General features: G+C 46.8%; 9 protein-coding genes and 1 pseudogene. 1 reads left to right on the top strand and 9 read right to left on the bottom strand.

Going from position 1 to position 16,887, the window contains the following annotated elements:
* Positions 1-465: 465 nt before the first annotated feature.
* A complete protein-coding gene (locus QZT80_RS10550) occupies positions 466-699 on the top strand; it encodes a hypothetical protein (protein ID WP_295121503.1) in 234 nt (77 codons plus the stop codon).
* A 520-nt stretch (positions 700-1,219) separates the two neighbouring features.
* On the opposite strand, the gene QZT80_RS10555 is transcribed toward QZT80_RS10550, so the two are convergent.
* From QZT80_RS10555 to QZT80_RS10590, 9 genes and pseudogenes are all read right to left on the bottom strand, one after another.
* Positions 1,220-4,126 (bottom strand): SGNH/GDSL hydrolase family protein, encoded by a 2,907-nt coding sequence (locus QZT80_RS10555; protein ID WP_295121505.1) that lies wholly within the window; start codon positions 4,124-4,126, stop codon positions 1,220-1,222.
* Between the two features lie 931 nt (positions 4,127-5,057).
* Positions 5,058-5,537, bottom strand: a complete 480-nt coding sequence (locus tag QZT80_RS10560; RefSeq protein WP_295121507.1) for a hypothetical protein — start codon at positions 5,535-5,537, stop codon at positions 5,058-5,060.
* 4 nt (positions 5,538-5,541) lie between these two features.
* The gene (locus tag QZT80_RS10565; protein ID WP_295121509.1) at positions 5,542-5,931 is read right to left on the bottom strand and encodes a hypothetical protein; all 390 of its coding nucleotides are present in this window, start codon (positions 5,929-5,931) and stop codon (positions 5,542-5,544) included.
* Between the two features lie 112 nt (positions 5,932-6,043).
* Positions 6,044-6,391, bottom strand: coding sequence for a hypothetical protein (locus QZT80_RS10570; protein WP_295121511.1), 348 nt, complete (start codon positions 6,389-6,391; stop codon positions 6,044-6,046).
* A gap of 11 nt (positions 6,392-6,402) precedes the next feature.
* Positions 6,403-7,098 (bottom strand): hypothetical protein, encoded by a 696-nt coding sequence (locus QZT80_RS10575; RefSeq protein WP_295121513.1) that lies wholly within the window; start codon positions 7,096-7,098, stop codon positions 6,403-6,405.
* Between the two features lie 96 nt (positions 7,099-7,194).
* A pseudogene (locus QZT80_RS26705) lies at positions 7,195-7,377 on the bottom strand (RHS repeat-associated core domain-containing protein); the annotation flags it as partial.
* Between the two features lie 100 nt (positions 7,378-7,477).
* Positions 7,478-7,912 carry a hypothetical protein gene (locus tag QZT80_RS10580; protein WP_295121514.1) on the bottom strand — a complete coding sequence of 145 codons (435 nt, stop codon included), beginning with the start codon at positions 7,910-7,912 and terminating at the stop codon, positions 7,478-7,480.
* A 1-nt stretch (position 7,913) separates the two neighbouring features.
* A complete protein-coding gene (locus QZT80_RS10585; RefSeq protein WP_295121516.1) occupies positions 7,914-16,067 on the bottom strand; it encodes an RHS repeat-associated core domain-containing protein in 8,154 nt (2,717 codons plus the stop codon).
* A gap of 33 nt (positions 16,068-16,100) precedes the next feature.
* Positions 16,101-16,883: a hypothetical protein gene (locus QZT80_RS10590; RefSeq protein ID WP_295121518.1), complete on the bottom strand. Its 783-nt coding sequence runs from the start codon at positions 16,881-16,883 to the stop codon at positions 16,101-16,103.
* Between the last annotated feature and the right edge of the window lie 4 nt (positions 16,884-16,887).

Consider the following 16,887-nt stretch of genomic DNA (forward strand, 5'->3'; position numbering starts at 1 on the left):
AAAACCATCGGCGCTTTTGATGATCGTTTGTCCGGCGAGTGTTTTCTCCATCCGGGATTGTATATTTTCTTTCATTGTATGAAAAATTAAAAGTTATTAAATGGAGAGCTGTTACCCGGGCCGCCCCCTATCACCCATCGTTTTCCGGAATCGATATAACAAAAGTAGTGGCCCCGGAATTCGTGAAAAAATTCCGTGTCGTTTTTGTCGTAATTGTCGTTTTTGTCGTTTTTCCGGGGCTTGGAGTTATTGCGACATTTCGCCGAAACGCTTATTGTCAAATGGTTTCATCGGATTTAAAACCATGGGAATAAAAAATATGTTATAACGCATTAGTATTTTATGCGGTGAATCCAGCTTGTATTTGATATAATAAGCGGAAATGTTCCCAACATTCCGGTTACCTTGTGTGAGAAGAATAATTTTGGCTTACCTTTGCGGACCTCGAAGCTAAACGATCAACTTATGTCACAACGATTAACTGCGCATTTTGAAAACCGTGAATACTTTTTCATTGTCACGAAACAAGTACCTGCCGACCGTGGTAACAGCGCAGAGGAGCTTCACATTGAGATGTACAAGCAGCCTTACATATTTTTGAAAGATAAGGAGGAGTGGATCAATAAAGACGGGAACAGGATGAAAATGGACATGGGGTTGATTAAGGCGGTGGCAAGTGCGGTTAGCGACAGCAAATAAGGGACTGAAAGAAATTGGAGTTTTCTTGTTGCGAATCTCTACTAAGTCCTCCGGAAACACAACGTTACTTTCAGGTGATGACTTGTATCGCTTTTAGATTATCGTATAACTAAGATATTATATTCCAGAATTTGTGATCGCCGCCGCATCGACAGCCGAATCAACAACACCTCTAAAATCTTCCCAGGTCAGTTTGCGGTGCGAGTTCCAATGAAGGCTATCTTGCGCACTTGCTTTCTCCGGAGAATAGAGGAAAAGCATTGTTAATACTACCCACAAAATGATGCTGGAGGCCGTATAAGTCGAACCTCCAGCCCAACCGCTAATTATACCCATAATTATCCGCATTTACATTTTGTTACATTTAGAAAAATTATAGAATTCCGTCTTCACTCGAACAACTGGTAAATTTTAGCTTTTAATGTTCAGCAACCAAACGGGCGCGTAAATCATCTCTTACACTCAACTCAAAACGCACCTCTGGGACTATAGGACTCCCTGATCCCTCTCCGAGCGTTTCCTATTGCTCCTGGATAATCAATGCATTCAAATAAGACAGGTTGCCCCAGTTGTTGATAGCCCCACCCAGCGGCGCGTGTACATCAAGGTAAATACGTCCGTTCTCATCTGGTGATATATTCGGAAAAGTCACCTTTTCGGTTGTATTTCCCAGTGCATTCAGGCCCTCCTGGGTACCGCCGTTTACAGCATAATAACCTGACCTTTTCCCGGTTACATTGTTTGCGCGGGAAGGCACCAAAATGATAGTGTACTGTTTTGCCGGGTTAAGATTGCCGATCTTAAGGTTATGAATATTGGGGGTATAACCACTGTAGTTAAACCAATACCCCTTGAGCACAATATCCGGCACATAGCCACTGTTATTAAGGGTAGTAGCGCCATCTGTATTAGACGAACTTGCCCCGCTAAGTTCTACCCAGTAACCTTCGGCACCAGATTTAATATTGTCTATCAGCCAGCCAGTAACGGGATCGGTTTTAGTTATTCTCGGGCTATTCAATTTGCCAGGTTCACCAAACACGTTCATCCAGCCGGGCACATATGGCGCTTCCGTCTTGGAGAAATGTACGCGCAGCGTTTTCTTTCCGCCGTTATCTGGCAATACGGTCACCTGCAGGTCTTTAGATACAACGCCTGTACTGGTCACCAATTTCAACCGGAATACATATACGCCGTTCGTAAGTCCTGAAATAATCGTATTTGCGGTAGTACTGCTGGACATCCCCGGGGTACTCGGGCCGGATACCAGGCTCCATTGATATTGATTAACAGGAATATTGTTATCGATGATAACGGGCGCTACGGCCAGTTGACTGGAAGGCAAAGTAAGGGTCGTGTCATTCATCACTATTTCTGGTCCCTGCGGCAGCTCGCCGGTAATACCGATATCGATCAGTGACAGGTGTGTAAAACCGCTGTTCTGGCTGGGCCTTACCAGCACGTCGATAGAGTCTACACCGGTGATGTTATGAATGATCGCGTTATTATAATCGCCCGGTTCACCGACCGGGTATTTCGTTTCCATCTTCTTTATGTCTGCCGGCGCTGTCCATTCGCCGGTACTGAGAATGCTTTCCATAATCCTGGAACTAACACCATCATCTCCCCTCGACCCCCATAGCTTTATCCTGTATTGGCACCCCGGGATCATTCCTTTGATCCGAAGTCTTATAGGGATATTGTAATTGCTGGTGGGTGTGCCATTGTTGTAGATGTACATATTATCCGACACCACCTGGATGGGATAGTCGCCCACCACCGTTTTATTGCCGGTAAAATTGAGCGCCTGTGTGCTGGTGGTACCATATCCGGCGCCTGGGCTTCCGATCAGGGAGATAGAAACCGATGTAACGCGGCCTGTAGTCGTTACCAGGTCGGATATTTTCAGGCTATCAACAAAGCCCCTGCCGTTGGCGCCACCTGTCCAGTTATTCCATCGTTTGCCCCATTGATCGGGCGATGGAGCCAATTGTCCATCTCCCCTGGATTCGGCGTTGATCGTAGTCATACCATCGCCCCCAAGATCAACCAGTATACGATGATCAAAGTTGTTCCCGCCGGCAAGCGGAGGTGCTAATGTATTGACATCGGATATCAGTATCGTGGAGTCGGCTAATTGTGCCTTCACCCGGAAATAAAGCAATCCATTCCTGGGTTTATTATACGTTTTCTTTACCGTGTTGGGATTTGTCACTACATCGAACTGCGCCCAGTTGTTGCCGTCGTATGAGGTGTCGATTACATACCTGCTCACCCCCGTAATTGGCTGGAAGTAGTTTTTTAACGTACTGAAAAAGCTATTCGCTACCAGTTGTATACCTGCAGGCGTAAGATGGGCGCCATCACCGCCATCGTACAGCGGAAATATATTGGCCGGTTTGGCTGACAATGTATCCCTCAGCGGAATCATTCCTTCTGCATACCTGTCCGGGAACGCACTGCGGATACTATCTGCAAAAGCTAACAATTTTAACTGAACATCGGAGCCATAGGTCGACCTGGGCTGTGTGGTTTCGATGATGGCCGGTATGCCCGCCTTGCGGGCCAGGTTATCCACAAAGCGAAGGTTGGCCATCGACTGCGCTACGGGATATTCATTGGCGTCGTTTGTAGGTAAACAGATGATAAGAATATCAGGATTGACGCTTAGCGCCATCTCTATATTATGCCCGGAAACGCCATTCATGCTCTGGGGCATCACATTAGCGGTAGTATAACCCGATACGGCATAGTTCAACCAAACAGGAGCAATCGTCGACGCGTTCAACCAGAAGTTGATCCTGTCGCCGAGGCGGTTCGGATAAGTAAGCGCATAACCGGCAAGTGTGGAGGAGCCTATACCTACCACCCTTGGATTGTGATACAAAGTGGTATGGTTACTGGCCCAGCGTAGTACAAAGGTATTGTTACCATTATCAAATATGCCTGCATACACCTGTTTGAGATTTGACACCGCACTACCAGGCGCCTGAGTTTGCCCGGTTTCATACCCAGCTGTTGCCTCTATATAAATTCTTTCGTTGGCTGCCAGTTTGGGGTAAAAGGTGATCGTACCCGTTGATGCATCCACACTTATACCACGGGCATAATCGCGGTGCTGCAGCAACCCGTTGCGCCAGACCTTTACAAGCCTGTTAGCCAGGCTACCGTCTGAAAAAACAGATGCGCCTGCAGCGGGGACGTTTGCTGCGCCTACTTTGAACTGGATGATATTTCCCAGGTTTTCGAAGGAAGTAAGGCCATTGTTCTTATTGTAAAGAAAGCCATTCTTTTGCTTCGTACTGTTCTCCAATACGAGTTCGGCATTGACGATTTTCACGGTATCTTTTGACACTTTCAGCGACACTTGCTGGGCGGATGCGGTGATCGTACACAGCAGGGCGGCAAGGATGAAACTTATACGCATAGCGTTAGGGATCTGGGTATTTATGGATAAATAGTAAGAGACAGCTGTTTAGTTGCCTCACAATTGACAATTAGTACTCCTCGTACGACTAAAAATATTCACATTCTGAGTTTTAGAAATAAAAATAAATGCATGTGTCCAAACTATAAGCACACACCAGCATAGCGTGCCATTTCAAGAACCAGGGGTCAATAGCACAGTACCAAACCTAGGGCATTTACACTTCTCTAAAAATTGGTATTCTAACTCCCAAGCCTTAGTACATTCAGGACATTGCACCAAAGGTTTTTAATGCGCGTGGCTTAAATATCAACACCATAGGCTTGCAGTATATCACTCCTTTAAGTTTTTTATATAGTCAGCAATATAACATTCCACTGAATGTCCAGTTCCTGTTTCATGCAAACTCCCATCACTTTTATTAATTATTAGGGGAGCATTTCCTCCCACAGCATCAAAAATATCTCTAGTCCTTATATATTCTGCTGATTGATAAAAAAAAACCATCCGTATTCAAATTCAATTATATCATCCAGCATTAGAACTAGCTCTAAGGGAGGTGTTACCTTTAACCTTTTTATAAATTCGTTTGCTTTTGTTATTGCTACATCTGATGTTATCATCTATAAATCTGTTGTATTTTTAAATAATAAACGCTCAAACTTTTCATCCTTCATCAAAGTTTTAGGATTTAGTGTCCTATTGCCAACCTGTTTCTGAAAATCTATAAACTTGTACTACGCCGTTCTGCTTAGTCACATTAAAGTAATGTCCCACTTTTCCCGCACCTCGGTCTCCGAAGATAACACCTGTCGCACCATCTGGCAATTTATCGAACGCTTTCATAATGCTCTTCGTGGACCAGTGAGCCGTAATTCCTAGCGCAGCCCTTTGGACTGCGCTAGAATTCTTGACATAGTCGGCCCAAAACTCAGTCTAAGTGAGTAACATCTGCAGCACAATAGAAATACCCTAGCGTCGTGCCTTCACCACCCATTTGCTCTTTACTCATTATTACTACTTTTAAGTTATTGAAAAAACACTCACCCTCATTTCGTATAATAACTGGAGAGTACAATATCAGCTTTGACTTCACTGATTCAAAATCATCATCAAACTCAAACTGAGACTCAAATACTTTTATACTATCGCAAAAATGCACTTCCACTTCTGACAGTAAATCCTGCATATCATAAGATAAAAAAAAGTAGTTCTCGCTGCTATTGATATTTGAGTAAATATCTCTTCGCTGGTGAATAATATCGTCCTCAGTCGCTCCTATTTGTATAGTTTGATTATCTTCAGTGTATATACTCCCAATAATAGCCCGAACCCGTTCGCGGCTATCCCCAAATTCAAATGCAATTTCATCAATCTTCACTCTTCCAGTTGACACATATTCGAATACCATGTTACTAATTTGTTTTTTGTTGTGTTGCCTGCTTCTGCTGCAATTGTTGCTGAAGTTGAGGCTCTATATTCTTTTGGTAATAATCCCTGGCTTGTGTCATAGCGTCATTGTATTTATCTCGGTGAATAGCTTTGACGCGATCTACTGTCAAATCAAATGCCTCCATAAACTTCCCCTGACCCAAAAGATCTGCTTCTTGATGTCGAAAGGCTGCTGCAGCCTTGCTACTTCCGGTAGAAATAAAAGGGCGATGATCCTCATAAAGCATCTGAAACACACTACCTGAGTTATCGGAAATTTTAAATCCAGCAATATTAATCGACCTCATTGTAGGAATGTGATTCCCTTCCAATATGTTCAGCCTTGATAACAAATTCCCTTTTACACCACCCAAAAACAAAGATGTTGGCTTAGTATTTACTTTTTCTAATATAGCTGTAGCTCGGGATGGAGCCCCATTGCCTTAGAGCCCCCTCCTAATCCCCTTTATAATATTCAATACGCTTTTACCCGTTATTATCTTCTTCCATTTCTAGGAATAGGTCTTGCAACGATCCGCTCAAAACCTCGCCGTCTGATTCTGATGTTAATATAAATGTTTCACGATGAGCGCTTAAATAAGAAGATCCATCTAAAACACCCAATACAGCTGACAAGGTATTCACTTTGATCAATCGAATAAAATTTAAAAAAGATATTTTTTCTTGTTCTGTTAACTTATCGTACACAGCAAATATACTCTGCCACGTTGAGTCTGTTGCATTATTCGCGCGATCTAATAAATCGCCGTATTCAATAATGCTATTATCAATAATTTTTGCCTTAAGATTTTCGACAAACTCTAATACTTGCATATCTTCTATTTTTAAAATGCTCCTGGATACTTAGTTTTGTTTAAATCTATTAATTGTTGCAGTGAACTATTGGGTATTCCATCGGCTTTATACACTCGTCTTAATTCAAAAATATCTCTTGCTAAAACTTGGCGAGCATTTGTAAAACCTTTAGTACTTCTTGATACAATACCAAAAGCTCCTTTGGTTGTATGTCCTACTTCCGGAACTAAGATTGCTGGTGCAGTCTTCATATCATAACTCGGTATGAAATTTTTCATTAATGCTTTCTGGCCAACATGGTGAGCATCTAAGCCACTTTCTACCCCTGCTAGCTTATTATAGGCACCCACTTCCCAAACTCGACTAGAGCTTACTGTTTCTTCCGCAACCTCAACGGCTGCCTTTCCTCCTAATCCAAGTCCTCTAGCTACCAATCCTCCACCCACCTCTAATGCAGCACCTTCGATCATCGGCATTGCAATATTCGCCTCAAACTTCTTCCAGGTCTTGTTATTTCCTACTTTCTGAATTAACGACTGACTCCCATCCGCATTATAACCAGCCTTAAGATTTAATGCTTCTGTCCGGCTAGCCGCAACCTTTTTATCATATGCACTTGTATTGGCATTAGCCCCGAAACTTCCTGTTGAATAACCCGCTGCCGCTAACGCCTGCCTTGTTTTCTCAAATGCTCTAAACGGTGCGTCCGCAACATCCTGCTCCATGATTTCAGGCCTATTATCATATTGCCGCACACTAGTACTAGACCTAGGCTCTCCCCCCGTATTTCTACCTGCAGGTGAGTATTCCAATCCATCCCTATCAATACCGTCTATTGGCCGGTTACTTGCAAATTGATAAGGTGTTAACTCTGGATACTCAGGGGTTAACGGATCAACTGACAGGAACTTCGCGATTCTTGGATCATACACCCTCATCCCATAATCCTGCTGATTCCCCTCTCCTTTCACCTCATTATCATTCTCCTTCCCATTAAACCCATAACGATAGCCACCCGCACTATCGCTTCTCCCAGGCTTATAATATTCTAAAAAACTCTAGGTCATAAAAATAAAACATCTACGTAAAGCCACGGCTTGAAAACTATCTTATTCTCATTCCTCTTTTAATCGAACTTAAATCGTAAACTTCAGCAGGCACACCGTCTTTAAAAACAATTTGAATAGTTCCAATAAATTTATCGGGATCAACCACATTATCTTGGTACAACTTTACCTCATAAGATCTGGTTTTATTATAGAGAAGATTTGTGGAATCAAACTTATAAGAATCCATGTCAGGAATTTCGTTTACCTCCTTAAGCAAGTTCTGAAGTAGTCGAACTTCATCTACACTTGTGAGTTTCTCTTGATAACTTTTTAGTACAGAGGCCTTAGCTGAATCAACTTTATCGTCTTTCAACAATTTTAAAAGATTATAAGTGGTTTGCCGATATGCTTCATCCCCTTGCTGTTTTACTTGCATATTGCAAGCCAACAGGCTCAATACACAACAAAAGGAAAACATGTATTTTATCATATTATTTAGTTTTACTGCGTTTTTCAATTCCGTATTCTTTCATTAATTGATCTCCAACCTTGAGTACTTCGGAATTATAATATCCTTTTTTATCCTTATCTCCCTTAAAGTCTGCAGGCATAGTTCCGTCCGTAAGATAGTTTATAAGATCGGCCCTAAATGCTCCTATCTCCGCAACCTTACTCATATCAGAAAGATAAGCGCTATTCTCTTTAACAGAGAAGGTTTCATCAACTATGTTAGTTGCTCTGTAGAATGCTTTCCTTAACGGCTCTTCTTGACTTAGGATCAACGTCTCGTTGAAAGACTTCACCCCATCATAAAAACCCTTTCCCAAGTTCCATAGATCTTGAATCGCTGTCGCTTTTGATGCCGCCTTGTTAAACTTATCTGGAGTCTTCTGGCCAACGACCAACTGATTTGACGCATTTTGCGCAAACCTGGCTACTTTCCTGGATTTAACAGTTGGCGTTTTCTGGACTGTTTCACCATCATCATCACCGGCATATGCAGTAGGACCTACGGCCAGGAATCTTGTCTGGTGCTCCAAAATCATATTGTGTCCTTTTGCACCTACATACACACGACCGTCCATTTCAATATCTTTATACCCTTTAGGAAGATTCTCTGGGATTGTTACCACAGTATTTACAGCAACCATTTTCGCGGACGTTGCTGTTATGATAGGAATAGATGCAAGATATTTCATTCTGTAGGCCGAGCTGTTAACTTTCAAGAGTTCCATCCCATCTAAGTCTATTCCCTGCAAGGGTGTGTTGCTTGCAAACTGATAAGGTGTTAGTTCAGGATAGTGGTTTGTTATTGGATCCACACTCAAAAACTTCCCCAACCTCGCATTATAAATCCGCATCCCATAATCCTGCTGATTCCCCTCGCCTTTAACCTCATTATCATTCTCCTTCCCATTAAACCCATACCTATACCTCGACAAATCCGCCCTCCACGACCTCTCCGGTTTCATCATCCCAAAAGGATAATAATCCGTCGAACTTTTCAACAATCCAACATCCGAGACCGTCGCCAGCACGTTTCCAAGGTGGTTTGTCAGTTCGTATGAACGAGTGCCGCTGCCATTCCAGGGCAACATAAAACTAGCGCTGCCCGCATCTGCTGAAGGCTCCCATACACCGACACGGCTGGAACCGTAAAGGTGCTGTTCCCGCCAGATAATGTTGCCGGCGCCTGTTTTATCATAAACAGATAACACATTACCCTGTGCATCGCGAAGATACCATGTCGTTTTAACGACACCTGCCTTGGTGGAGGTTTTAGACACCCGGTTGCCGGAAGCGTCATATTTGTATTCCAAAGAACTTCCATCGGTCATCGTGATGGAGCGGATTTTGCCATACACTGTCCAGGTAATGGCGTCAATGTCCCGCTCACTAATCAGGTTCCCGATCTTGTCGTAAAGATAAGTGTAATTTGACTGTCCATCAAGGTCCTTTATGTCGTCTATGTTAATCCCAGCTGCGACCGCATCATTCACATAATCGAGACGGTTGTTTTTCAGGAAGCCGTTCTCCCGGTTGTAGTGATACTGGAGTTTATCCATTGCCACACCGCCTCCGCGGTTGCGGTCATAGCTAAGGATATTACCGTTGGCATCATAGCTGATATCTTCCTTGTAGGCATCGTCCATCGTGCCCCAGGCGGTACCGTTATTCGTTAACGGGTGATGCCTCATTGTGGTCAGCCTGTTCAGCTGATCATATTTATAGCTGTAACCGGCGGCCAGGTCGCTGTTGATGTTTTTGAGCGCTACCGTGCTGCGGGTAATGTTACCGTTAAACAGGTTGCGGCTATCAGTGCCAGGTTGGAGCTTAAACGCATTGTTGGTGCCGATGGAGGTATAATCGTCCTTGAAGTAGTCCAGGCTGTAGGCCATCACGTCTTTACCGATCGTAGCTGTGGGCTCGCCGGCAACGCCGTCTTTACCCATATCTTCGCTCAGGTAGTTGCCGTTCACGCCCTTGATCCAGCCATGGATGGTATAGGCGTAATCGATACCCTGTATATGCTGGTTGCCCAATTTGGTACGCGATAAGGCGCCGTGCGGGTAGTAGGCGTAGCTGGCCTCGTTTTTCGTCAGGGCCGGCTCCCAGCCATCCACGCTCACAACGCCGATACCAGTTTTGGCCAGCACTACCCGGTTTTCGCCGTCATATTCATAGCTGTAATAAAAGTTTTCTGCGGAAGCATTGGAGCCCGGCGCCAGCCTTACTGCGTTCACCTTGCCGCTGGCCAGGTCAAACTTGTAATCGATGCGTTTTAACGGCATACCGTCTATCTGTTGCCAGAGACTATTTACGTTGCCCAACTGGTCATAACTGTAATAGGTGGCCTGTGTCACCAAGGCGCTGCTATTTTCTTTATAGGTCGTAGCCGACACGCGCTTACGAAGGTTTCGCTGGAACGAACTCACCGCAGCCGCTTCTTCATCGTACTTTGTGTGTGTGATCTGTGTATTGCCGGTAGTGGTGTTCAGGAACGTTTCTACGGTACCCCTGGCCACAAAACCTGTTTCACTCAGTAACGGCGTGTAGTTCAGCTTCTCTCCCACTTCAATGATTCTACCCTGGGCGTCGTTGTTCGTATAGCTGTAACGATTAGCCACACCACCACCTGCAGGACTCAGTTGTTCTGCATTCTGGGAAGCGAATAAACGACCGAGTTTATCATACCAGAACTTGCTGATACCGGCATCGGGTGTTTCCTGTTGTACCACCTGTCCCAGTGAGCTGTAAGCATAACTGGTGGCCAGGCGGTGATTAGGATAAATCAGCGGACTTTGACGTTCGGTGATCTCTGTTGTACCGCCCGATCCACCTGAACCGGAGGTAATATTAAAGCGGCCCCAGTTCTTCAGGGGCGCGCCTGCTCCCACAGCCAGACTTTCGTAATATAGCGGACTAATGCCCATACAGATTTCGGCGGCATTGGCAGACACTTCTTCCAAACTCAGTTTCCTGTTATAAAGACGCAGGTGTTTAAGCAGGCTCAGTTCTTCCGGCAGTTTTTCGACGGTATCGTCAATGTCCAGTTGCCAGCCGCAGGTGGCTTTGGGCGGCCGGGCCGCTATGGGGCATTCCTTACCATTTACGTATACCGAGAAGGTGTTTTTTGCCAGGTTGTTGCCTTCCACTACTACGTGTACCCAATCACGTAAGGGCAGTGCGGTGGCTATATCGGCCACCACGTGGTTAGAGTTGCTAAAACCAATGGTGCCATTGGGTAATTTATGTACGGTATAAACGTCTACATGCAGATAACGTCCGTCTACGCACATGTTCAACAGGTATTGCTTATTGGCATTGAACATGACCTGTTTGGCCGCACCAAAGTCGCCATTCAGCCAGCATTCTATCGAGGTTACGCCGCCTGTGATCGACTGCGCCAGTTTGGTCATCGACTCGGCCTTGTCGGTATTAGCCGTTGGTCCGTTGTAATTACAGGGACTATTCGGCAAATCGCGGCCTTTGGCGGCCTGGTTGGCCTGCGCATCGTCGAGCAACTGCACGCCTTCGGGCGGGATGGTGCGAACGAGATTGCCGGCCTGGTCGTAATAGTAGAGCGTATAGTGATATACGTTGTCTTCTGCCTTAAGTTTTACCAGGGCCTGGTTGTTACCGCAGTAATTGACATAAGCGCTGCGGAATTCTTTCTTTACTTCTTCAATGTAATAGGCGTAGTTGCGCAACCCACCTTTTACGGCACCAGCCATCTGATCGGCCAGGCAACCATAAGGATCAATGTCAACATTCTCAAAAGAGGGTATGTTGCAAAGCATTTCGGTGGCATTGTTGTTAGCCTGCACCTTATCGCGGTAAGCCTTGTAATCGTCGAAAGACAAGGTAAAGCCCCAGCGGTGATTGAGGTATGTGGATGCAATAACCGGGAAGTTCTCATGTGTATCCTCGGTAACCGCTTCACTGAGCATCTGCTGCCAGGCCTGGTTAAAGGTGGCGGCGTTTATACAGCCGGGGCTGTCCGGGTCCAGGAACAAAGGCCTGGTCATTGGTTGGGCCAGCAGGTAACGGCAATTGGTACAGCCGTTTTCCAACATGGTCACCTCCGAGGCAGTAAGTTTTAACAGCTGTCCGTATTTCTGTGCCAGGAACTGGTAAAAAGTAATTCCCGGGTTGGTATTCATATGTGTGTTCTGCAGTTCGGCCAGTTTGGCGCATAACTTAGGATCGGTGGCGATCAGGTCAAGTTCGGCTACCTGCGGTTTGGCGTTGTAAGGATAAGGCGCTTCCAGTAACCAGGGGTTACATACCATATCAAAAGCAGCGATACCTAACACATTTTTGATCACCTCGCCAAAGTTCCTGGTATTCTGTGCAGTAACCTGACCAGGCTTCAGTGAGCTGGCGCCATTAGGATGGTCCACATCGCCTCCCATCACGCAAAGATCTATCAATCTTTGCTTCAGCAAGGCGCGTTTGGACTCATAAGCAGGGTTGCTGGCAAGACAGGGTTCCAATGCGGCGATCCAGATGTCTGCCTGGGCTTCGCAGGCAGTAGTAACGGCAGATAGCAGGCCTGTATTGTGCGCGGCTGTTGCTGTTGCCAGGTCTGTTGTCGCGCTTCTGGCCGGTGTCCGCCGCGGTGTTTTTGTAAGATAGGCGGCCGGGCATCCGGAAGTGGGAGTACCCGTACAAGAGTACGTTAACTGAACACTCCACAGGTTAGACTGACTATAAACGAAAGACTGTGAATCGTCGTAGTTGGCACTATTGAATTCAGCGGTCCCTATATGTTCGTTACCATTAAACGGGTCATCAAACGATGCCAGTATGGTCACGCCAACCGGGATGACGGGGCCTATATAATTAGCCACCAGCACATTGCCGAATTGCATGCTGTAGCTAAAGGAAGCTGTGGAAATCTGCGTGCAAAACGGAACGCTGGAAGAACTGCCATTAGCTTCTCCTACTTTACACTTCCCCAAACAGATCCTGTCCTGTATTAGCTTATAGTACACATCCTTCTGCTGTAAGTACAGGTCCCTGTACATCCGCCACTCCTGGTCGGGCACACGGCACGCGTCCACAGGCTGGCACTCCGACCACCTGTCATCAGTAGCAGGACTCGTGTTGCCGAATTTATCACCGCAATACAAGGCAAAATCAACATATTCCGACAGGCTTTTTACCGGCACACGGGAATCCGTCACCTTTAAGACTTCCAGAGAATACTTGTCAAGGGCTGCCAGCATCGCGCCGTAGTACTCGCTCCCCGGTCCGTCACCGCCAAAGAACGGGTCGGCGTTCAGTAACCATTGTGGCCGGGTGCGGTCATAAGTGAGGCCTGGTTTTATACGTGCAATATCGGCGGTGCTATTGTATACTTCTTTTAATCTGTTATCCCATGCGATGTAGTCGGCCTGACCCTCGCATAAATCAAGCGCACAATATTCCGGGTGTTGGTTAACGAAAGTGGCGGCCCACTCCGGTTTCCAGTTCTCCACTAACATCTGCAGGGTAAACAACTCATCATTCAGGGAGGTCGTCCCCCCGTTCGGCAGCGTAAGCAGGTGATCTTTATAGGTAGCCGAGTTCCGGTCGAGTACCGGGAATTTAATACGCCAGTAAAGCGCCAGTACATTAATCTCCGGCTCTACAACCACAAACCCATTCGCCCCCGTGGTAAACAACGCGTATTGTCCGCCCGGGCTCACATCTGCCTCCATGGCTGTCCTTAAGGCCTTGCACGGAGGTTCCGCGCAGTTCTGCTGTGCGTCTTTACATTGAGACAGCAGTTGAGTGTACAGTCCATTGGCCCAGGTATCATACACAGCGCCCATTTTGTAGGGATCTACATCGTATTTCTCCAATTGTTTGGCCAGCTGCTCCAGGAAATATTCCCGGCTGCCCAGGTTCTTTTCACAGGTGGTACATTCGGTAAAACATCCACTAAAATCTGTTTGCTGTAAAGCCTCCACCACAAAGTCGAACTTGCTGCGCAGGTTTGTGTTACGCGCCACGTAATCGTCCGTGTAATGCTTAATCACATCGGGGTCCATGGCTAACTCGAAAGTAATATAGTTGGTGCCGATACGCGCGAAGCTGAAAGAGATATCGGCCGCCTGCGTGCCGGTGGCCGAGCAGTCGGACGTAGCCGATCCGATCTTAACGGGCGCAGTGACCTCTGCCAGTGGCTGGCCGCAGTCATCAGAGAGTTTTATGCGCATCGCATAATAACAATTGCTGCAAATGCTGACGCCCTTCTCTTCATACTGTTTGATCAGTTTTTCCACTTCATAGCGAAGGGTAGCAGGGCCGGTAAGGGTATTCACATAGGTCGTATAACCACGCAGCGTGAGTGACTGGCGGTCCAGCACCATTTCGTCGGGCGATAAAACGATCATTGTGCGCTCGGCGCCATGTGCAGAGGAAAGCAACGCATCTACCGTTGTCGGCGGAGTGCCGGCCAGTGCCGTGGCAATCACTTTCCCGGAGGCATTCTCGTATGAAATACTGATTTGTTTGTTCGGGTCTACGGCCACCTTTTTGAGGTAGTGAGTCGCCACACCTACATCGCTGCCAAACAGGCGTTCCAGTTCCCCTTTATGTGGTTTACTGTAATAGAAGCGCGTAGTATGGTCCAGCAAAGCGTTGGTCCCGGGTTGCATATGTAATCCCACACCTCCCTGTACTACGATACGGCCGGTATTGTCTGGAGTGTACGACACCATGCTGAAAGGATACCCTTCAGCCGCAGGGATATAGTCCCTGTTAACACCCGAAAAGTCGTTATTAGCTGAATAGTATTTTGCAGCGCCACTGAGGCTCGCCATAGGTGTGGGCGTCACCAGGCAGTTGGCGTAATTGCCTTTGTACAGATCAGTGAAACGGTATTCGCCATCAGCCTTCTGATTGATGTTGCCGTAGAATTTAAGCGCATTGTCTTTCACCGGGGCAGGCAGTACATTCGCGGCCACACGGCCAAACTGGTCGTAAACGTTCTGTTGTACAACGGCATAGTCTTCCGCTGCGGTCAACTCGTCGGGCCGGGCTACCGTTACGGTTTGCCGGTTGCGAAGCGAGCCATCGAAATAAGACACGACTTCTTTCTTTTTGCCTTCTTCGGCATATGTCACATTATATTGCCAGTTAAGATGGGGGTGGTGTTGTGCCTGTTCCAGCACAATCAGGCCGTTATGTGGCGTTTCGCCATCGGCCGTCACTTGTTTGGTGGCATAGATCCATGCTTCTTCCCTGCGAAAATCATCATCGTCGTCATAGGTAACCCTGCGCCAGCGTACCAGTAAATATTTATGGTTGTTGACCAGCGATAGGCGGTACATGTTCCTAGAGGTGGTAACACGGGTGGCATTATTTTTCATCATCAGCGCCAGGTCTCCTACCGAAGGGTTCAAACTGGCTGCTTCAATAGCTGCGCCGTTAGCCGACTTTTCGTCGATGAAAGTCCACTCGAGGTCGTACTCCTCGGCAGCCTCCTGGTCCCATTGGATAATTACTTCATGTGCCTCCGCCTCGTCACCCTCTATATTCATCGTGCCCATAGCGGCACGGCCGGCTACCTGCCGCGTTGCAGCGGCAGCTACGGAAACCTTCATCACCGGCGCAGCTTCGTTTTCGGCAGGAAGGTATTTGCGGTCTACGAAAATCTTCCCACTGAGCATAAACATCGGCGGAAGGTTAGCCCCCAGCTCATTGCTGGTGATATTGGTTACCGTGATCTTACACAGGTGCGCATTTTTAAAGCGATACGTATCCTCGCCCTGGTATACTGCACCGTAAGTTGTATCGTAGTTTATTTTAAGTTTGACGTTCTCGATGGTCAGCGGTTTCTTCTGGTCGGGCTGACTCCAATACTCCACCTTCAGCTCGATCTCACAGCTGAACGATTTTGGGAAAACGAGTGTGGTGTCACGGTTCAGTCCGAACGTGATAATGTTTTCCACGGAGCGGTTGCGGATCAGGTCCCATTTGTAAGCTTTGTTCCGGAATTTCTCATCTTTCACCACCAGCACGTCGCCCTTTTTCAGCGTACCGGTTTTTCGGTTCTGGTACGGCTCCAAGGCTGCCAGCGAACGTAGCGCAGGCAGCAGCAGAAGCAGGAAAAGCAGTATTTGTTTCAGGGAACGGGTAATATAGTTTGCCATTTCTAATACGATAATCAGGATTCAAACAAAGGATTAATTAGCAGATACCAGTTCGTAAGCCGCGAGTGCTGCTGCCGGCCTCATTTGACCGTTCTGTTGCTGCACCATGGAGCCGGCGCTCAGTATTCCCGGGGGAACATTGCCTGTTTGCCACCCTGTCATTTTTACGCTGTGTATCCTGTCCATATTCACGTTCAGCGGATCCTTCAGGTTCGTAAAACGCGCGTATACTTCCTGTATGCGATAACTGTCGTCGAAGGTGAGCCGGTATTCTTTGCAGAATACGTGGTTCTCCAGGAACAGCCGTATCGTTTTTATGCCCTCGCCTTTAATCGCTTCCACATGGTAGCCCTCTTCACGGAACAGTTTGAGCAGCTTTTCCTGCGACATCCGGAAGGGAGCCTCGGGTGCTTTCTGGTTACGCGAGAGGAAAATCTTTTTAACCGCATCATTCACGGACAGATACAGACCCGGCAATGCCAGTACCCGATTTTCACCGAGCCGGTAATAGACACTGTCCTCCTGCTGGGCATAGGTGAACTGTGCAAACATATTCTGCGTACTGTCTGCCGGTTCAATTACAGAGATAGTACCAGCCGCATAAAACACACGGAGGCTGTCTATCTTTCCGTATACCGTCAGCAATTCCTGCATGGCGACCATTTCTTCAGGAGTATACTCCACCGGCCGTATGTCCGGCAAGGCTTCTTCCTGCGGTGCTGCTTTGGTAAACAAACCCCGGTTGACGGCCATCGCCAGTGAAGCGGCCAGGCATAAAGTGACTACGGTCAGCGCTATATAATATCTTCTTTTCATCTTG

Source organism: uncultured Chitinophaga sp. (assembly GCF_902168175.1).
In the GTDB taxonomy this organism is placed as follows: Bacteria; Bacteroidota; Bacteroidia; order Chitinophagales; family Chitinophagaceae; genus Chitinophaga.

Bases quoted from the DNA above. Each gene is read 5' to 3' on its own strand.
- QZT80_RS10550 (WP_295121503.1), top strand. From the start codon at position 466: ATGTCACAACGATTAACTGCGCATTTTGAAAACCGTGAATACTTTTTC.
- QZT80_RS10555 (WP_295121505.1), bottom strand. From the start codon at position 4,126: ATGCGTATAAGTTTCATCCTTGCCGCCCTGCTGTGTACGATCACCGCA.
- QZT80_RS10560 (WP_295121507.1), bottom strand. From the start codon at position 5,537: ATGGTATTCGAATATGTGTCAACTGGAAGAGTGAAGATTGATGAAATT.
- QZT80_RS10570 (WP_295121511.1), bottom strand. From the start codon at position 6,391: ATGCAAGTATTAGAGTTTGTCGAAAATCTTAAGGCAAAAATTATTGAT.
- QZT80_RS10575 (WP_295121513.1), bottom strand. From the start codon at position 7,098: ATGGAGCAGGATGTTGCGGACGCACCGTTTAGAGCATTTGAGAAAACA.
- QZT80_RS10580 (WP_295121514.1), bottom strand. From the start codon at position 7,912: ATGATAAAATACATGTTTTCCTTTTGTTGTGTATTGAGCCTGTTGGCT.
- QZT80_RS10585 (WP_295121516.1), bottom strand. From the start codon at position 16,067: ATGGCAAACTATATTACCCGTTCCCTGAAACAAATACTGCTTTTCCTG.
- QZT80_RS10590 (WP_295121518.1), bottom strand. From the start codon at position 16,883: ATGAAAAGAAGATATTATATAGCGCTGACCGTAGTCACTTTATGCCTG.